Source organism: Bacillus sp. DE0042, from assembly GCF_007680225.1.
Classification (GTDB): Bacteria; Bacillota; Bacilli; order Bacillales; family Bacillaceae_G; genus Bacillus_A; species Bacillus_A wiedmannii.
Genome location: NZ_VEJP01000005.1, coordinates 74,956 through 94,788 on the forward strand (window position 1 = coordinate 74,956; position 19,833 = coordinate 94,788).

Consider the following 19,833-nt stretch of genomic DNA (forward strand, 5'->3'; position numbering starts at 1 on the left):
TAGCACTAACCTTTTATTATTGTAAAAGCAAAGAAGATTATAAAGTGAGGAAAGAATTTTGAAAACGTTATATATGAACTATGCAGGATCGGAAAAACGCGTTGCAATTGAAGAGAAGAAAAAAATTGTTGAGTTTTTATGGAAACGAAATGAAGAACAAGAGATTGTTGGGCATATTTATGTTGGACGTATCGTAAGAACGATTGCTGGAATGAACGCAGCTTTTGTAAACATCGGTTTAGAAAAACATGCGTACCTTTCATACGATGATGTACCATCTTCTTATCGTATACATGAAGGGCAAGCAGTACTCGTGCAAGTTGTGAAAGAGGCAATTGATACGAAAGGACCGAAATTGACGGCGAACATAGAATTTACCGGGAAATATGTCGTTTATATGCCATATGATGAAATGCGTGCGGTTTCTCGGAAAATAAAAAACAATAAAAGAAGGCAACAGCTACTCCAAATTGAGGTAGAAGGGACAGGAGGTTATATTTTCCGCTCTGCTTCTGAAAAAGGAGAAATTGAAGAAATACAAGCTGAAATGCAAAGGTTACAGCAGTTATATGAAGAGCTAAAAAGAAAAGAGGGCCAAGGAAAGGCACCGTTACTACTTCATCGACCGGCGACCTTTTTAGATCGTGTATTCCAAGAGAATCCGATTGAAACGATTGAAAAAGTAGTTGTAGATACAAGAAGTATAGTAAAAGAATTAGAAGAAAAGATCGGAAAAGAAAAAGTATCTTTTTATAATGAAAAATCTTCAATGTTTAACCATTTTGGAATAGAGCGTGAGATCGAGAAAGCACTTCAAAAAATTGTGTGGCTTCCGAATGGTGCTTATTTAATTGTGGAACAAATGGAGACGATGACTGTAATTGATGTGAATACGGGCAAGTTTACTGGAAAACAGAATTTACAAGATACAGTCCTTCGTACAAATGAAGTGGCAGCTGAAGAGATTGCACGTCAATTAAGACTGCGTGATATCGGTGGTATGATATTAATTGATTTTATTAATATGAAAAGAAGAGAAGATAAAGAAAAGGTAAGAGAATGTCTGATGGCTGCTATGCAAAATGATCGCACATATACAAGAGTGCTCGGTTTTACAGAGTTAGGGATTTTGGAGATGACACGTAAACGTAAGAAACATTCTTTACGCGACGTATTACTAGAAGAGTGTGTACCGTGCAAAGCGACGGGGTATGTGATGTCATATGAAACAATTGCGTATGAGTTAGAGAGAGAGCTAATTACATATGGCAATATAGAGGATGAGGCAGTATTAATCGCGGCACCTAAAGAATTACAAAAACAATTCTTGCAAAAAGAATTACACAAAAATATTCCATTTGAAATTTATTTCAAAGATGATATGATCGAAAGGTATGCTATTATTCGTTTTGGAAGTAAAACAGAAATTGTAGAACGGAAAAAATAGTTAGCAGAACATTTATTGACAACCGTCTATGATTCATGATAACATCTTTATGTTATAGTTTATAGCACCTAAACGGCTATATGCTACAACCGCACAAGACAGGTTCCCTAAAGACATTTATGTCTACCTCGTTTTTGGCGAGTCTTAGTAATTAAGAGGAGGTGCAAGTATGTACGCAATTATCGAAACAGGTGGAAAACAAATTAAAGTTGAAGCTGGTCAAGCAATCTACATTGAAAAATTAGATGTTGAAGCTGGTGAAACTGTTACTTTTGACAAAGTTCTTTTCGTTGGTGGCGAAAACGTTAAAGTTGGTAGCCCAGTTGTAGAAGGTGCAACAGTTACTGCGAAAGTTGAAAAACAAGGTCGCGCTAAGAAAATCATCGTTTTCAAATACAAAGCGAAAAAGAACAATCGTAAGAAACAAGGTCATCGTCAACCTTACACTAAGCTAGTTGTTGAAGCTATCAACGCTTAATCCAGGTTAACATGATTAAAATTACGATAAGTCGCACGAAATTAGGAAGTATCCAATCATTTAAAATGACTGGACATGCCAATTATGCGCCACATGGACAAGATCTTGTCTGTGCTGGAACTACAGCGGTTGTGTTTGGTTCTATAAATGCAGTGGAAGAACTTTGTAATGTGCAGGCAACTATTGAACTCGGAAGTGACGGCGGATTCTTAACGTATGAATTGCCTAATGATTTAGACGTTCATACAGCAGAAAAAGCACAGATACTTTTAGAAGGATTGGTTGTTTCGCTTAAGACGATCGAACTTGATTACGGAAAGTATATCCGTTTAATAGAAAAAGTGCAGGAGGTGTAACGTATGTTAAGATTAGATCTTCAGTTTTTCGCATCTAAGAAAGGTGTAGGTAGTACAAAGAACGGTCGTGACTCTCAGTCAAAACGTCTTGGTGCTAAACGCGCAGATGGTCAAACGGTTTCAGGTGGTTCAATTCTTTACCGTCAACGCGGTACAAAAATTTATCCAGGTGTTAACGTTGGTCGTGGTGGCGATGACACTTTATACGCGAAAGTTGACGGCGTAGTACGCTTTGAGCGTCTTGGCCGTGACCGCAAACAAGTGAGCGTATATCCTGTTGCTCAAGAAGCATAAGAACTCACGGAAAACTCTAACCTGAGTGCAGGTTAGAGTTTTTCTATATTAAGGGGTATCTAAATGAATGAAAAATGGACAATTATAGATGCATTGCGTCATTCAAGACATGATTGGCTCAATCGTATGCAGATGGTGAAAGGAAACCTTTCCCTTGGAAAAGTGGAAGAGATCCATAGTCTCATCGATCGTTTTGTCCAAGAAGCGAGACAAGAATCCAATCTGATAGGGCTATCAATGCCTTTATTTTCAGAGTGGATTTTAACATATAATTGGAAACAGCAGCCGTGCTTATTGGAGTACGAAGTATTAGGGAAATTACATAACTTATCTCACTTAGATGAGACTGTATGTATATGGACGAATCAATTTTTCTCAATACTTCAGCATAGTTTAGACGTATATGTTGAAAATTATGTTTGTATCACAATTGAATGTGACGCGGAGAATGCTCGTTTCTTTTTTGATTTTCGTGGTAAGCTAACGAGTGTAGAAGAACTACAGAATTGGCTTGCGAACCAAAACAATAAATGGTATTCCATTTCTTATACAGTACGAGACGAAGAAGTCTCAGTTATATTACAACCAATCGAAAAAAGTGTGGTGAAATAATGTTTGTAGATCAGGTCAAGATATATGTAAAAGGCGGCGACGGTGGTAACGGAATGGTTGCGTATCGTCGTGAGAAGTATGTACCTAAAGGTGGCCCAGCAGGTGGCGACGGTGGTAAAGGTGCAGATGTTGTTTTTGTTGTTGAGGAAGGCTTACGTACATTAATGGACTTCCGCTACCAACGTCATTTCAAAGCTGATCGTGGTCAGCATGGAATGAGTAAAGGTCAGCACGGTCGTAAATCTGAAGATTTAATCGTAAAGGTTCCACCGGGAACAATAGTAAAAGATGAAAAAACAGGTGAAATTCTTGCCGATTTAGTAACGCATGAACAAACAGCTGTAATCGCAAAGGGTGGCCGCGGTGGTCGTGGTAACTCACGTTTCGCAACACCGACGAACCCAGCGCCAGAAATCGCTGAGAACGGTGAACCAGGTCAAGAACGTGATGTCACGTTAGAACTTAAAGTGCTAGCAGATGTTGGACTTGTTGGATTCCCAAGTGTAGGTAAATCTACATTATTATCTGTTGTATCATCAGCGCGTCCGAAAATTGCAGAGTATCACTTTACAACAATCGTTCCAAATCTTGGTGTTGTTGAAACTGGTGATAACCGCAGCTTCGTTATGGCTGACCTTCCTGGACTAATTGAAGGCGCACATGCCGGCGTCGGACTTGGACACCAATTCTTACGTCATATTGAGCGTACACGTGTAATCGTGCACGTTATCGATATGTCTGGTTTAGAAGGCCGTGAGCCATATGAAGATTATGTAACAATCAATAGTGAACTAAAAGAATACAATATGCGTTTAACTGAGCGTCCACAAGTTGTTGTTGCAAACAAAATGGATATGCCAGGTGCAGAAGAAAACTTACAAGCATTTAAAGAAAAATTGGGAGACGAAGTGAAAATTTTCCCAATCTCAGCTATAACGAAACAAGGTGTTCGTGACTTACTATTTGAAGTAGCGAACTTATTAGAAACAACACCAGAATTCCCAATGTACGATGATGTAGAAGAATCTGAAGCAAGTGTAATGTACAAATTTGAATCTGAATCTAATTTTGAAATTACACGCGAAAGTGATGGCACATTTGTTATTTCTGGTTATGATATTGAGAAAACATTCAAAATGACAGACTTCTCACGTGATGAATCTGTACGCCGATTTGCTCGTCAAATGCGTGGAATGGGTATTGATGAAGCCCTTCGTGCACGTGGTGCAGTAGACGGAGATATTGTAAAAATTCTTGAATATCAATTTGAATTTATCGATTAAGACTGCCGAAATATGGCAGTCTTTTTTTATTGTAAATGTCTGATTCGTATAGGAAAAAATACCCACTAATTTAATTTTCAATTTATAATAGAACAAGGAGTGGCTTTGGAAGAATTTTTTATGGGGAGAAAACGAACATGTATAAAATATTAATTGTAGAAGATGATGAAAAAATAGCGGGAATATTAGAGGAGCATTTAGAAAGGTATGGCTATCAATCATTTAGAGCAAGTGATTTACGTCATATAAAAGATGAGTTCGTAAAAATAAATCCTCATCTCGTATTACTGGATATTAATTTACCATATTTTGATGGTTTTTATTGGTGTCGTCAAATTCGTACTGTATCGAATGCGCCGATTATTTTTGTTTCTGCAAGAACAGGGGAAATGGATCAAGTAATGGCGATCGAGAATGGTGGAGATGATTACATTACGAAGCCATTCCATTTAGATATTGTAATGGCTAAGGTGAAAAGTGCACTTCGTCGTGGCTATGGTGAGTATGCCTCTGTTGCTGAGAGTGATTGTTTAGGTGTAAATGGACTGTTGTTATTTCCGTCCCAGCACATTGTTGAGTGGCAGGGGCAACAAGCGGAGCTGACAAAAAATGAATTTTACTTATTAGAATGTTTAATGAAACAAGCAAATCAATATGTAACGCGTGAAGAACTGTTAGAAGCCCTGTGGGATGAGGTAGCTTTTGTTGATGATAATACATTAACCGTAAATGTAAAACGCGTAAGGAAGAAACTAGAGGAGCTAGGCATTCAAAATGCAATTGTAACGAAACGCGGATATGGTTATGCGCTTCTTACAGAGTGGGGCGAAGGGCATGAAGGTTAAAAATTACTTCATGGACCGTTTTTCTTTACTTCTTTCTTATATTAGTAGCCTTTGTTTATTTGGGCTCGTTTTGCAGTTGCAAAGTTTTTTAGAAAAAAGATCCATTGATTGGAGTACGTGGTTATATGGGCTTTTATTAGGGACAGTTGTATTTATTGTATACCTCATTTACGATTATCGAAAACGAAGTGTATTTTTAAAAAGAATCGAAAAATATGTTGCTAGCGGAAATACATTACACGACTCTTTACTTATTGATACTTCTTATACGTCAGAGCAAGAGATGGTTGTTGAATCGTTTACGCTATTAAGACAGCAATATATGAATGAAGTTCATAAACAACATGCGAAAGAACAACAGCAAATGATATTTATGAACCAATGGATTCATCAAATGAAAACACCAGTATCGGTTATAGAATTGCTATTACAAAAGTTTGGTAAAGAGCATCGTGAAGCAAGAGCAACAGTTGAAAGTATTCGCGAAGAAAATAATCGTATACTAAATGGTTTAGATTTAGCGTTACATATGGCAAGGTTAGAGCAATTTGCGAAAGATTATAAAGTAGAAGTAGTAAATGTGATAGATATCATCAGGGGTATTATTAATGAAAATCGAAAATCTTTCATTCAATCGTCGGTATTTCCGAAAGTAATGTTTGATGAAGATACTTGTATGGTTGCATCTGATAGAAAATGGCTCAGTATTGCTATAGGGCAAATTGTTGTAAATGCAATTAAGTATACGAAAATTTCAGAAGCAGAGAAAAAGGAAATTCAATTTCAAATTGAAGAGAAAGATCAAAAGGTGTTACTACATATTAAGGACAATGGAATTGGTATTCCAAAGCAAGATGTAAAGCGTATATTTGATCCATTCTTTACGGGAATAAATGGCCGTAAAACGAGAGAAGCGACTGGAATGGGTTTATATATTACGAAGGAAATTTGCGATAATTTACATCATGGAATGTATGTGCAATCGGCTGAAGGGGAAGGGACAACATTCACGTTCCAATTTGCAAAAGATGAAGAATATCATACATTAATGAGAAAAATGACAAAACTGTAAGATAACAAAACGTTTTGTAAGGGAAATCACTCGTTTCTTTTTCTTATTTTTCTTATAGTAAATGTAAGAAGAAAACACATAGGGGGATTAGAAATGAGTGTTCTTGAAGTAAAAGGATTAACAAAGGTGTACCAATCAAAAGGTTCAGTAGCGACGACTGCTTTAAATGATATAAATTTTAAAATAGAAGAAGGCGAATTTGTAGGGATTATGGGTCCTTCAGGAAGCGGGAAAACAACGCTTTTAAATTTATTAGCAACAATTGATAAGCAAACTTCAGGTCATGTGCTTGTAAATGGCGAAGAAATTAATCAAATGCGTGCTGCAAAATTAGCAGAGTTTCGCCGTACACATTTAGGGTTCATTTTCCAAGATTTTAACTTACTTGATACGTTATCGATTAAAGAAAATATCATTTTACCACTTGTAATGGCGAAGAAATCTGTAAATGAAATCGATGCAAAAGTGCTTGAGATTGCAAAGTTCTTAAATATCGAAGAAATATTAAATAAAAAAGTATATGAAGTATCAGGCGGACAGCAACAACGTGCAGCAGCTGCGAGAGCGATCATTCATGAACCGACGTTAATTTTAGCGGATGAGCCAACTGGAAACTTAGATTCAAAGTCAGCAAAATCATTAATGAGCGCGTTGCAAGATTTACATGAACAAAAGAAAGTGACAATTGCAATGGTAACGCATGATCCAGTAGCGGCGAGTTATTGCGAACGTATTCTTTTCATTCGCGACGGAGAAATTTTTTCAGAAATACATAAAGGAAGAACGAAACAAGCCTTTTTCCAAGAAATTCTGGACGTACTTGCGATGCTAGGAGGGGAATATCATGAACTTTCGCCAGCTCGCGCTTAATAACGTAAAAGGAAATTGGCGTAATTATAAAGCTTTCCTTATTAGTAGCTGTTTATCGATTGTCGTATTTTTCATGTATGCTTCCTTTATTTATCATCCAGATGTCGTAAGTGGTAATATTAGTATGAGAGGGATGATCTCAAAAGGGCTAGAATCGATGAATTATATTGTAGTCATCTTCTCAGCACTCTTTATTTTATATGCAAATTCAACATTTTTACGAGCAAGAAAAAAAGAGTTTGGTCTATTAACATTAATAGGCGGAACAAAATCTCAACTTGGCCGAATGATTATATTAGAACAGCTTATGTTAGGTAGCATTGCAATTGTAGTAGGTATTGGGCTTGGCATGCTTTGTTCAAAATTATTTTTCCAAGCATTAAGCGTAATATTGAAAATAGATAAAACACTTCCACTCGTATGGAATAGTAAAGCAATTCTTATTACAGCAGGTATATACTTTATTCTATTTTTAATCCTATCATTGTTTAGTGTTTGGACAGTAGGGCGCTTGCAAATTATTGATTTATTAAGAGAAGCAAGAAAACAAAAAGTAGAACCTTTTGCATTTACATCGTTATGTGTAGTTGGTATAGGATGTATTATTGTTGCATATGTACTGAGCTTCCAAGTGACATTTATGAATTTTATCATTCTGTTTTTACCGATTGTAGGGCTGACGATAGGCGGAACTTATTTACTGTTTACACAAGGTAGTACAGTCGTATTAAAAGCATTGCAAAAAAGAAAAAGATCTTTTTATACATATCCAAATATGTTCGTACTTAGCAATCTTATTTATAAAATGAAAGATAATGCTCGTTTTCTATTTGTAATTTCTATCATTACGGCCGTTGTATCTTCAGCAGTTGGTACACTGTACGTATTTTTTGAGGATATGAGTTATAAGGCAGTAACTAGTACCCCGCATGCTATTTCGTATGAGGAAAAGGGAATAAATACGCATAATGTCATCAAAGAAGGAAAGGCAAAAGAATTAATAAAAAAACACGGATTTGAAGAAGCGCGAGAAGTAATGTACGTAAAACTTCCTGGAACTCAAAAAATCACGATGTTTAACAGTGAACATGAAGTACCGATGGCGATTGTTTCAGAAAAAGAATATAATGCTGAAGTACGTAAACAAAAGAGAGAGCAAGTTAGAGAAGTTCATAATGCACCAGGTAGTGCAACGATGGTCGTAATGGATATGGCGAACGATATGATGAAGATAGATCGTACGAAACCGTATGAAATTAAAATTAACGGACAAACGCAGTCTGTTCAATTAAATGATCCAACTTCATTTTCTGTTTTTAATGATAGTGAATATCTCATTGTGAATGATCAAGATTTTGAGAAATACGCAAAGCTCGTACCAGATGAAGAAAAGACGAAATATTATGGTTATTATATAGAAGACTGGAAAAGTACGGAAGACCTTGTGTTAGATTTGAAAAAGGAAATTGCACCAGATAAGCAAGGGGAATTAAATAACTCGGTGTTTGCTTATAAAAATATAAGGGAATCAGGAGCAATTACGATGTTTATCGGTTTCTTCGTAGCTGTACTGTTCTTCTTTTTCGCTTGTAGTATGACATACTTTAAATGGTTTAACGATAAAGAACAAGATCGTATTCAATTTAAATCGTTAAAGAGAATCGGTATGACAGATAAAGAAATTCGTAAAATTGCGATTCGACAAATGGGCGTTATCTTCTTTATCCCAATTTTGATCGGTGCAATTCATAGTGGATTTGCTCTTCATACGTTAGGGAAAATGCTTTATATTGATTTATGGAAATCAGGTGCGATTGTAATTGGAGCATACATTGTAGCTTCTGCGATTTACTTTATGATCGCGCAAAGGGGATATTTGAAACACGTGCAAAGCTAGAGAAACCTCTAGCTTTTTGCCTATGTAGTAAGTTATAGGGGGACGATAGATGAACATTCGGCAACTAGCGCTGCAAAATATAAAAGGAAATTGGCGTAATTATAAAGTGTTTTTCTTAAGTAGTTGTTTTGCGATATTTGCGTCTTTTGCATACATGTCTGTCATTGTACATCCGTATATGCAAGAGACGATGTGGTATCAAAACGTACGCTGGGGACTTATCATATGTAATGTTATAATTATTTCTTTTTTCGTCATATTTATTTTGTACGCTACTTCTATTTTCATAGAGGCACGTAAGAAAGAATTAGGATTATATATGTTAATGGGAGCAACGAAATCTAACGTAATAGGAGTGATTATGACCGAGCAAATATTGATCGGGGTATTTGCTAATATTTTCGGTATTGGGCTTGGTATAATCTTTTTAAAGCTCTTTTTCATGGTGTTTAGTATGTTACTTCAACTCCCGAAAGAACTCCCTGTCATATTTGATGTGAGAGCAATTGGGGGAACGTTTATTACGTATATGTTCGTATTTGTTGTTTTATCTTTTATAAGTGCTTTACGAATATGGAATATAAAAATCATTCGGTTATTGAAAGAATTTCGAGCAGATAAAAAAGAGAAGAAAACATCAATGTGGCTTTGTATATTCGGCTTTATTTGTTTAGGGATAGGATATGCGTTAGCGTTACAAGCGACGGTGACAACGATAGCATTCTATTTTTTCCCTGTGTCTATACTTGTCTTTTTCGGAACGTATTTTTCTTTTACACACGGCACTGCTCAAATATTAGAAATGATAAAACGAAATAAAAAGATTATGTATACATACCCGTATTTATTTATAGTGAATCAATTGTCACATCGAATGAAGGAAAATGGTCGTTTTTTCTTTCTAATGTCAATGGCAACGACGTTTGTAGTTACGGCAACAGGTACGGTATTTTTATATTTTTCTGGTATGCAAGATATGTGGCGGGGCGGGGGAGTACACTCATTTTCTTACATAGAAAAAGGTACTTCTTCTCATGAAGTCTTTGCGGAAGGTGCGGTTGAACAATTATTGCATCAATATGGGTATAATGATTTTCAAACTATGAGTTTTGTTGGAGTGTATGCATCTTTTCAGTCCAATAAGGGAGAAACAGAAGTAGCGCCGCTCATTAAAGAAAGTGAATACAATCAAGAGGCAAGAAAACAAAAACAGAAAACGTATCATCCTAAAAAAGGAACAGTTACACTCGTTTATTATAGTAAATACAATCATCCGTATATGTATGATCAAAAAGAGATTCAATTGCAAGTAATGAATCAACCATATCAATTCGTATTTAACGGTCAGAAAGAAGGGGTTCAATTTAACCATCATCCTTCGTACATTAATGGTCTGTTCTTCGTTATGAATGATGAAGATTTTGACAGTATAGCAAATCAGGTTCCTGATTCTGAAAAAATGATATATAGAGGCTACACATTACCAAATATCGAAAAGACGAAGAAATTAAATGAAGATTTACGGAAACATATGAAACAAGATAATAATGCATTTCGAAGCAATATGGAGTTATATGTAAATATGAAAGAAGGCGGCGATATTACTCTATTTTTAGGCTCATTTATTAGTATATTATTCTTTCTTACTTCATGTAGCATCGTATATTTTAAATGGTTTCATAACATTTCATCGGATCGTAAAGGGTACGGGGCGCTCTCTAAGCTTGGAATGACGAAAGAAGAAGTGTGGAAAATTTCCCGTTGGCAATTGTGTATGCTATTTTTTGCGCCAATTATAGTAGGAAGTATGCATAGTGCAGTTGCGCTATATACGTTTCATAATACGATCTTTATGGATGGTTCATTAAGAAAAGTAGGCTTGTTTATTCTGTGTTATATCGCTGCATGCATCGTTTATTTCTTTTTCGCTCAAAGAGAATATAGGAAACATTTAGACTAGCAAACGCTAGTCTTTTTTAAATATTCGAAATTTACATAGAAGAATATAAAAAAGTATGGTATAACAGTAAGAAAACGAAAAAGAGGGGAAAAGACGATGATTCGAGTAGGATATTTAGGACCGGAAGCAACATTTACAAATATGGCGGTGAGTCGTTTTTTTCCGGAAGCAGAGCATGTACCGTATCGCACGATTCCAGACTGTATTGATGCAGCTGCAAATGGAAATGTAGACTTCGCAGTTGTACCGTTAGAAAATGCCATAGAAGGTTCAGTGAATATAACGGTTGATTATCTTGTACATGAGCAGCCGCTCTCCATTGTAGGAGAAATTACAGTACCAATTCAGCAGCATTTACTTGTACATCCGCAGTATGCAGAAGTGTGGGATGAAGTATATGCGGTGCATTCTCATCCGCATGCCATTGCACAGTGCCACAAGTTTTTAAATGAAGAATTAAAAGGAGTAACTGTTCGAGATATGACATCAACAAGTGCTGCTGCGCAATATGTGAAAGAACATCCTGAAGAAAAAATCGCTGCTATTGCAAATGAAGCAGCCGCAGAAAAATATGGATTAACGATCGTAAGACGTAGCATTCATACGCATAAAAATAATCATACACGCTTCCTCGTGCTCCATAAAAAAAAGAAAGCAATACTCCCAAATAACGGAGAAAACCGCGGAGAGAAAACGACGCTTATGATAACGTTACCTGCTGATTACGCAGGAGCACTATATCAAGTGTTATCAGCTTTCGCATGGAGAAAATTAAATCTATCAAAAATCGAATCCCGCCCGATGAAAACAGGTCTTGGAAATTACTTTTTCTTAATCGATGTCGATAAAGCATACGATGATGTATTATTGCCAGGCGTAACGATGGAACTTGAAGCACTCGGCTTTTCTGTTACTGTGCTGGGGAGTTATTCTTCTTATTGGTTGTGAGAGAAGTGGATGAACTGTCGATATTTCCCTTCTAATCGCTGATATAATTTCATCGGATAATACATTTTGTGATAGATAAATAGAATCCCACCTATAAATGGTGGGATTCTATTTATTTTAACTTCGCAAGACGATCCTCTAACTGACCACGCCAAATATCGGCTAGTTCTGGAACAGCAAGAATCTTTTCGATGCCATCTTTATCTTTTCTATTATGAAAATAAATTTCGTTAGAGAACAAAACAGAAACATTGCGCGGTTGACGTTCTAGTAATGTAATTTTAGAATCTTTACGTACAGTACCTTCTTGAAGAACGCGGCATAGGTAACCAGTAAATCCAGTTGCTACAATGCGCGGCAGTATGCCAGGAATACCGAGGCGCTTTGAAATTGTGCTACAAGGTACTCTCGCTTGTGTCACTTGAATGATTGCTTCACCTAGTTGATATGTATCTCCGATGCAAACATCACGCTCTAACATATTTGTTACGGTAATGTTTTCGCCAAATGTGGAAGCTGGAAGCGTAGTTTGAAATTCTTCTTCCCATAGTGCGTAATGTTCGTGTGGGTACACACAAACTGCGCGATCAGGTCCCCCGTGGTGTTTTAAATCCGCTACATCATCACCACAAAATCCATCTTTTGAGAGAAAAGCTTCTTCTGTAAGTTCTTTACATATACCAGTAATCATTTCTTTATCTTCGCTATATTTCATTTGTTTTGGTTTGCCAATGCTAAAGTGAACGAGTTCAATTCCCATATTTGATCCCCTTTACAATTGATTACAATATTATATCACTAAAAAAGCACAGAGAATGATAAAAACTCTGTGCTTTACATGAATTAATAAACGAGAAATCCTGCTTTATCTAGAGCCTCGCAAGCAGCATCTAACTTTTCTTTTGAATCTGCCTCAATTGTATGTAAGTGAATACCATCTGTTAGCTGCGAAAGATAGGAAGCATTCGTGTTTTCGATTTTTTGTAAATATTGCTCTACATCAAATCGATTACTTACCATGATGGATGCTGTTAAGTCACCGTATACAGGATGCTCAACTTTTACATCTTTAATCGTAACGCCGTGATCAACAAGCATTGTAAGTTCTTGACGTACTTCTGCTGGTTTATGTTGGCATACAATTACGCGTTCGAAAGCTTGTTGTTTCTCTTGTGGTTTTAAATATAAATATCCTTGAGCAGTTGCAATAATTGGTTCGTTTCGTGCTTTAAGCAAGGAAATATCTTGCACGATAACTTGTCTACTTACATTTGTCTTTTTCGATAGTTCATTCCCAGATAACGGTTCATTTGCAGCGAGAAGCCATTGAAGGATGAGCTGTCGTCTTTCTTCACCTAAAATCTTTTTTTGGTCATTTTGTTTCATTATGATTTAACACCTCTATAAAATTGATTTCCAATTGTGTGTAGTGCATGAATAGTAGTATCAATTTGATCTTTCGTTGTTTGTTGTCCGAAAGAGAAGCGGACATATTGTTTTGCCTCTTCATACGTTTTTCCAATTGCAAGCATTGTTTTCGAAGGTTCTTGTTTACCGACTTGGCAAGCACTTCCGGTGGAAATGGCAATACCATGGCGATTACATTCTAGCATTGTATATTGACCTTCTATTCCTTTTATTGTAACCCCAATAATATGTGGTAAACAAGAAGTAGAATGACCTTCTACTTGAATTTCTAGAGGAAGCGCTTGTAAATGTCTTAAAAAGTAGGATCGTAACTCTTTAAAACGTAAGCTCTCTTCTTGTTGATTTTTTAATATATTCTCAGCAGCTGTTAAAAAAGATGCGATGCCAGGAACGTTCACTGTACCTGGGCGAAACCCTTTTTCGTGAGAAGTTCCCGGAAAGATTTGTGCCCAGCGAACTTGGGGATTTATATAGCAAGCGCCAACACCCTTTGGTCCGTATATTTTATGTGCTGAAACAGAGAGACTATCAATTCCCATCTCAAAAACATTGATAGGAAGTTTACCAAATGTTTGTACACAATCTGAATGAAATAAAACGTTATATTTTTTTAAAAGTGCCCCGATCTCTGTGATGTTTTGAACGGTTCCGATTTCAGAGTTTCCGTGCTGTATGCTTGCTAGAACAGTATTTTCTGTAATGGCTGTTTCTAAATCATCTAAATGAATTAGCCCGCCTTCATCAACAGGAATTTCAGTAATTGTATACCCTTCTGATTGTAAGGATTGAAAATAACTTCGAATGGATGCATGTTCCATAGGTGTCGTAATAATGTGCTTCTTATTTCGAGCATTGAGAAGGGATTGAATCGCAAGGTAGTTGGATTCCGAGCCGCCGCTTGTGAAGAATACCCCTTGTTCCTTTCCACCAATCATGTCAGCAAATGTTTTTCGGCAAACTTGTAATAAAGAAGAGGCTGTTCCTCCAATATCATGTAAACTTTGTTCATTTCCAAAGTATTGCGATGCTGCTTTCATATATGTGTGTAATGCTTCTTCACTCATAGGTGTAGTAGCTGCATAGTCAAGATATATCATCATGTAAGTTCCTCTCCTTAGTAAGAGTTACATTTCTTATATTTTTTTAATGGTAGTGAAAATAAGAATTATAAAAAAACTCTTGTCATTATTTTAAAACTATGTAAATATAGGTGTCAAGACAGTTGAAAAGTGTAAAGTAGGAGGCAACAATTATGCCAAGTGCAGATGTCTTAATTATTGGAAGTGGCGTTGCGGCACTTCGTGTTGCGAAAGAGATTTGTCACGAAAAGAATGTGATTATTATCACAAAGGAAACAAATCGTAATAATAATACATATTTAGCGCAAGGTGGAATTGCCGCGGCGGTTGCAACATATGACAATCCAAATGATCATTTTGAAGATACGTTAGTAGCAGGATGTCATTATAACAATGAAGATGTGGTCCGTTATTTAGTCGAGGAAGGACCGAAAGAAATGAATAATCTCATTGAAAATGGAATGAAATTTGATGGAGATGAAACGGGTCCTCATCTTGGAAAAGAAGGCGCACATCGAAAGCGTCGTATTTTACATGCAGGTGGCGATGCAACAGGAAAGAATTTATTAGAGCATTTTATTCAAGAAGTAGCTCCGCACGTTACGGTAGTGGAACAGGAAATGGTGCTCGATTTTATTATAGAAAATGATAAATGTGTTGGAGTTTTAACAAGAACTAGTGAAGGGAAGTTGAAGCGTTACGTTGCAGATTATACGGTGTTAGCAACAGGCGGGATTGGCGGTTTATACGCCTTTACTTCTAACGATAAGACAATTACGGGTGATGGACTTGCGATGGTGTACCGCGCAGGCGGGGAGCTCGTAGATTTAGAGTTTGTACAGTTTCATCCAACAATGTTATACGCGAACGGGCGATGCTGCGGCCTCGTCTCTGAAGCTGTCCGTGGTGAAGGAGCTATCCTTATAAATGGAAAAGGACAGCGTTTTATGATGAATATACACCCTGATCACGATCTCGCACCACGTGATGTAGTAGCAAGAGCGATTCATGAGCAGCTTTTGGCGGGTGAACAAGTGTATGTAAATATCGAGTCTATCCAAAATTTCGAAGAACGTTTTCCGACTGTATCATCATTGTGTAAAAAGAATGGTGTCGATATAAATGAAAAACGCATTCCAGTCGTACCCGGTGCTCATTTTCATATGGGCGGCGTGAAAACGAACTGTGATGGAGAGACGTCCATTCCAAATTTATATGCGGTCGGTGAAGTAGCTTGTAATGGTGTTCATGGAGCAAATAGATTAGCAAGTAATTCATTATTAGAAGGTCTTGTGTTTGGAAAAAGAATAGGACAACATATTTTAACCAAAGCGACAAAAGAAAGCTGGAACAACGTGGCTGAGAAGGAAAAGAAGTTTATCGTTCTGAATCATTTGCCGGCGAAAGAAGAAATACAAGAATGCATGATGAAATATGTTGGGATTGTGCGAACAGAGCAAAGTTTATCTTATGCAAAGAGATGGCTTAGTAAGTACGGTGTTCGAAATATGATATTACAACATGATGCTCTTACAAATGAAGAGATAACACTTATTAATATGTTAACAGCCTGTGAGCTTATAGTCGTGTCAGCTTTGCAAAGAGAAGAAAGTATTGGTGGCCATTATCGAAATGACTATCCAGATAGAAATAGCGTAAAAAAAGAGATCGTTCGAGTGAGAAGAAAACTACAACTTGTGTGATGAAGGGAAGAGGGGCTCTATGAACACGATAAAAGTGAAAGAAGCATTAAATCGATTTTTTCTAGAAGATATAGGAGAAAGAGATGTAACATCTCAGCTTATTTTTCCAGACAATTTACTTTCAAAAGGAACGTTTCTTGCGAAGGATACAGGTGTCTTTGCGGGGCGTTTAGTAATTGAAGAAGGATTTAAATTAATTGATGAAAGAATTGAAGTGGAGCTTCATAAAAAAGATGGAGATCTTGTAGAAAAAGGCGAAATAATAGCAACTGCGCAAGGACCAATTGCTTCGTTATTGACGGCAGAGCGCGTTATATTAAACGTTATCCAGCGTATGAGCGGGATAGCTACGATGACACATAAAGCTGTTCTTGCTTTAGATAGCGGCCATACACGTATTTGCGATACGCGAAAAACGATGCCAGGGCTACGCATGTTTGATAAGTATGCAGTTGTGTGCGGAGGCGGATTTAATCACCGTTTCGGTTTATATGACGGTGTCATGATTAAAGACAATCATATTGCTTTTGCTGGTTCTATTACGAAAGCTGTTACATCGGTGAAAGAAAAATTAGGACATATGGTGAAAGTAGAAGTGGAAACAGAAACGGAGGAGCAAGTGAGAGAGGCTGTAGCTGCTGGTGCAGATATTATTATGTTTGATAACCGTACGCCAGATGAGATCCGGGAGTTTTCAAAGATTGTACCAAGTGCCATCGTTACGGAAGCATCAGGAGGCATTACAATTGAAGATTTATCGAAATATGGAAAAACAGGGGTCGATTATATTTCACTTGGAGCGTTAACACATTCAGTGAAAGCACTTGATATTAGTTTCAATATTGAGGCGTAAGGAAAGTGGCTTAGAGGGGGAGAAAGGAATATGAGTATTTTAGAAAAAGTGCAACCGATTGAAACGATGTTACCAGAGCGTTATTACACGATGACAACAGAAGAAATGGAAAAGCGTGTTCGTGAAATTAAAGAAAAAATGGGGAAAATACTATTTATTCCAGGACATCATTACCAAAAAGATGAAGTGGTACAATTTTCTGATGCAGCAGGAGATTCACTTCAGCTTGCACAAGTTGCAGCGAGCAATAAAGAAGCGAAATATATTGTATTTTGCGGTGTACACTTTATGGCAGAAACAGCAGATATGTTAACGACAGATGATCAAATCGTTATTTTGCCAGATATGCGTGCAGGTTGTTCGATGGCAGATATGGCAGATATTGAACAAACAGAAAGGGCATGGAAAGAGCTTGCAAAATTATTTGGAGATACGATGATTCCGTTAACATATGTTAACTCTACAGCTGCAATTAAAGCGTTTTGTGGTCGTAATGGCGGAGCAACAGTAACTTCTTCTAATGCAAAACAAATGGTGTCTTGGGCGTTTACACAAAAAGAGCGTCTTGTCTTTTTACCGGATCAACATTTAGGAAGAAATACAGCATACGATTTAGGTATCCCATTAGATAAAATGGCAGTATGGGACCCACATACAGATTCATTAGAGTACGATGGAGATATAGAAGGAATTCAAGTGATTTTATGGAAAGGGCATTGTTCGGTTCATCAAAACTTTACAGTGAAAAACATTGAGAATGTACGGAAAAATCATCCGGATATGAATATTATTGTACATCCAGAATGTTGTTATGAGGTCGTTGATGCTTCGGATTACGCAGGATCAACGAAATATATTATTGATATGATTGAAGCAGCGCCACCTGGAAGTAAATGGGCAATTGGTACAGAGATGAATTTAGTGAACCGAATTATTCAGCAACATCCAGATAAAGAGATTGTTTCACTTAATCCATTTATGTGTCCGTGTTTAACGATGAACCGAATTGATCTGCCGCACTTATTATGGGTGCTTGAAACGGTAGAAAGAGGAGAAGAAATTAACGTCATTAGCGTAGATAAACAAGTGACTGAAGAAGCGGTTCTTGCATTAAATCGTATGTTAGAGCGTGTGTAAAGCAACGGTATTTCTGTTGCTTTTTTTCATGCATATAATCATAACGAGAACGAAATGGGCATACATTGTTTTGAAGAAATCATTGCGATTTTCTTATGCTTATTCCACTTCTAATGATATTGAAAATCGAAGAAGTGATACAAGTGAAAAGAAGTTAACGTTATTTAGAAAGGGTTACTTCATGAGATTTGTTACTTATAGATAAGTTATACAGGAGGGGGAAAATTTGAAAATTCATATCGTGCAAAAAGGGGATACCCTTTGGAAAATTGCGAAAAAGTACGGAGTGGATTTTGATACGTTGAAAAATACAAATACACAACTTAGTAATCCAGATTTAATCATGCCAGGTATGAAAATTAAAGTACCATCAAACAGCGTTCACGTGAAACAACATGCTGGAGCAGGTTCATCACCTCCAAAACAATACGTAAAAGAAGTACAACAAAAAGAATTTGCAGCAACGCCAACTCCGCTTGGAATAGAGGATGAGGAAGAAGTTACGTATCAATCAGCGCCAATTACACAGCAACCTGCTATGCAACAAACACAAAAAGAAGTGCAAGTAAAACCACAAAAAGAAGTGCAAGTAAAACCACAAAAAGAAGTGCAAGTAAAACCACAAAAAGAAGTACAGGTAAAACCACAGAAGGAAATGCAAGTGAAACCGCAAAAAGAAGTACAGGTAAAGCCACAAAAAGAGGTGCAAAAAGAAAAGCCAATTCAAATAGAAAAACCAGTTGAAAAACCGTCTGTTATTCAAAAACCACCTGTTATAGAAAAACAAAAACCAGCAGAAAAAGAAAATACGAAGTTTTCGATAAATGTATTACCACAGCCGCCGCAACCACCAATAAAAGCAAAAAAAGAATATAAAATTTCAGATGTAATTAAAAAAGGAAGCGAGTTAATTGCTCCTCAAATTACTAAAATGAAACCTAATAACATCATTTCTCCGCAAACGAAAAAAGATAACATAGTGTCACCACAAGTGAAGAAAGAGAACGTAGGAAATATAGTATCACCGCAAGTGAAGAAAGAGAATATAGGAAATATAATATCACCGCAAGTAAAGAAAGAGAATGTAGGAAATATAATATCACCACAAGTAAAGAAAGAAAATGTAGGAAACATAGTATCACCACAAGTAAAGAAAGAAAATGTAGGAAACATAGTATCACCACAAGTAAAGAAAGAAAATGTAGGAAACATAGTATCACCACAAGTAAAGAAAGAAAATGTAGGAAATATAGTGTCACCAAATGTATCGAAAGAGAATGTAGTCATTCCGCAAGTAATACCGCCAAATATTCAAGTACCAAACATCATGCCAATGTTGGATAACAATCAGCCACCAAATATCATGCCAATGTTGGATAACAATCAGCCACCAAATATCATGCCAATGTTGGATAATAATCAACCACCAAATATGATGCCAATCATGGATAATAACCCAATACCAAACATCATGCCAATGTTGGATAATAATCAACCACCAAATACGATGCCAATCATGGATAACAACCAAATGCCAAATATGATGCCGATAATGGATAACAATCAAATGC

General features: G+C 36.7%; 19 protein-coding genes and 1 other annotated feature. Of the genes, 16 read left to right on the top strand and 3 right to left on the bottom strand.

The window, feature by feature from the left end:
- Positions 1-58 precede the first annotated feature (58 nt).
- The 12 genes from FS802_RS19030 (at position 59) to pheA (ending at position 12,062) form a co-directional block, all read left to right on the top strand.
- Positions 59-1,447, top strand: coding sequence for an Rne/Rng family ribonuclease (locus FS802_RS19030; protein ID WP_098654362.1), 1,389 nt, complete (start codon positions 59-61; stop codon positions 1,445-1,447).
- Positions 1,448-1,524: 77 nt separating this feature from the next.
- Positions 1,525-1,602 (top strand) — a sequence feature (ribosomal protein L21 leader region).
- A gap of 14 nt (positions 1,603-1,616) precedes the next feature.
- Positions 1,617-1,925 carry a 50S ribosomal protein L21 gene (gene rplU / locus FS802_RS19035; protein ID WP_000270907.1) on the top strand — a complete coding sequence of 103 codons (309 nt, stop codon included), beginning with the start codon at positions 1,617-1,619 and terminating at the stop codon, positions 1,923-1,925.
- An 11-nt stretch (positions 1,926-1,936) separates the two neighbouring features.
- Positions 1,937-2,281 carry a ribosomal-processing cysteine protease Prp gene (locus tag FS802_RS19040; protein WP_002008596.1) on the top strand — a complete coding sequence of 115 codons (345 nt, stop codon included), beginning with the start codon at positions 1,937-1,939 and terminating at the stop codon, positions 2,279-2,281.
- Positions 2,282-2,284: 3 nt separating this feature from the next.
- A complete protein-coding gene (rpmA, locus tag FS802_RS19045; RefSeq protein ID WP_000944957.1) occupies positions 2,285-2,575 on the top strand; it encodes a 50S ribosomal protein L27 in 291 nt (96 codons plus the stop codon).
- Positions 2,576-2,638: 63 nt separating this feature from the next.
- Positions 2,639-3,187, top strand: coding sequence for a sporulation initiation phosphotransferase B (locus FS802_RS19050; RefSeq protein WP_001003578.1), 549 nt, complete (start codon positions 2,639-2,641; stop codon positions 3,185-3,187).
- Positions 3,187-4,470: a GTPase ObgE gene (gene obgE / locus FS802_RS19055; RefSeq protein ID WP_000497116.1), complete on the top strand. Its 1,284-nt coding sequence runs from the start codon at positions 3,187-3,189 to the stop codon at positions 4,468-4,470. The genes FS802_RS19050 and obgE overlap by 1 nt, the downstream gene beginning before the upstream one ends.
- Before the next feature lie 137 nt (positions 4,471-4,607).
- On the top strand, positions 4,608-5,315 hold the full coding sequence (locus FS802_RS19060; RefSeq protein ID WP_098654363.1) for a response regulator transcription factor: 708 nt from the start codon (positions 4,608-4,610) through the stop codon (positions 5,313-5,315).
- Complete coding sequence (locus FS802_RS19065) at positions 5,305-6,387, top strand: HAMP domain-containing histidine kinase (protein ID WP_000865390.1); 1,083 nt, start codon at positions 5,305-5,307, stop codon at positions 6,385-6,387. Before FS802_RS19060 ends, FS802_RS19065 begins: the two co-directional genes overlap by 11 nt.
- Before the next feature lie 93 nt (positions 6,388-6,480).
- Positions 6,481-7,257, top strand: coding sequence for an ABC transporter ATP-binding protein (locus tag FS802_RS19070; protein ID WP_000114530.1), 777 nt, complete (start codon positions 6,481-6,483; stop codon positions 7,255-7,257).
- Positions 7,232-9,154 (top strand): ABC transporter permease, encoded by a 1,923-nt coding sequence (locus FS802_RS19075; RefSeq protein ID WP_098654365.1) that lies wholly within the window; start codon positions 7,232-7,234, stop codon positions 9,152-9,154. Before FS802_RS19070 ends, FS802_RS19075 begins: the two co-directional genes overlap by 26 nt.
- A gap of 49 nt (positions 9,155-9,203) precedes the next feature.
- Positions 9,204-11,114, top strand: a complete 1,911-nt coding sequence (locus tag FS802_RS19080) for an ABC transporter permease (protein ID WP_098654366.1) — start codon at positions 9,204-9,206, stop codon at positions 11,112-11,114.
- Between the two features lie 96 nt (positions 11,115-11,210).
- On the top strand, positions 11,211-12,062 hold the full coding sequence (gene pheA, locus FS802_RS19085; RefSeq protein WP_064474702.1) for a prephenate dehydratase: 852 nt from the start codon (positions 11,211-11,213) through the stop codon (positions 12,060-12,062).
- A gap of 112 nt (positions 12,063-12,174) precedes the next feature.
- On the opposite strand, the gene FS802_RS19090 is transcribed toward pheA, so the two are convergent.
- The 3 genes from FS802_RS19090 to FS802_RS19100 all read right to left on the bottom strand — a co-directional run bounded on the left by FS802_RS19090 (position 12,175) and on the right by FS802_RS19100 (position 14,590).
- The gene (locus FS802_RS19090; protein ID WP_098654367.1) at positions 12,175-12,822 is read right to left on the bottom strand and encodes an MOSC domain-containing protein; all 648 of its coding nucleotides are present in this window, start codon (positions 12,820-12,822) and stop codon (positions 12,175-12,177) included.
- Positions 12,823-12,905: 83 nt separating this feature from the next.
- Positions 12,906-13,448: a transcription repressor NadR gene (locus tag FS802_RS19095; protein WP_000812240.1), complete on the bottom strand. Its 543-nt coding sequence runs from the start codon at positions 13,446-13,448 to the stop codon at positions 12,906-12,908.
- Entirely contained in the window at positions 13,448-14,590 is a 1,143-nt protein-coding gene (locus tag FS802_RS19100) for an IscS subfamily cysteine desulfurase (protein WP_098654368.1), read from the bottom strand. The genes FS802_RS19095 and FS802_RS19100 overlap by 1 nt, the downstream gene beginning before the upstream one ends.
- Positions 14,591-14,742: 152 nt before the next feature.
- Here FS802_RS19100 and nadB point away from each other — a divergent pair, with 152 nt between their 5' ends.
- The 4 genes from nadB to exsA all read left to right on the top strand — a co-directional run.
- Entirely contained in the window at positions 14,743-16,272 is a 1,530-nt protein-coding gene (gene nadB / locus FS802_RS19105; protein ID WP_098654369.1) for an L-aspartate oxidase, read from the top strand.
- 19 nt (positions 16,273-16,291) lie between these two features.
- Positions 16,292-17,125 (top strand): carboxylating nicotinate-nucleotide diphosphorylase, encoded by an 834-nt coding sequence (gene nadC, locus FS802_RS19110; protein ID WP_001092213.1) that lies wholly within the window; start codon positions 16,292-16,294, stop codon positions 17,123-17,125.
- 30 nt (positions 17,126-17,155) lie between these two features.
- Positions 17,156-18,262, top strand: coding sequence for a quinolinate synthase NadA (nadA, locus tag FS802_RS19115; RefSeq protein ID WP_098654370.1), 1,107 nt, complete (start codon positions 17,156-17,158; stop codon positions 18,260-18,262).
- A 226-nt stretch (positions 18,263-18,488) separates the two neighbouring features.
- Positions 18,489-19,833: spore coat assembly protein ExsA (gene exsA, locus FS802_RS19120; protein WP_144525417.1), on the top strand; the 1,345-nt coding region annotated here is incomplete at its 3' end.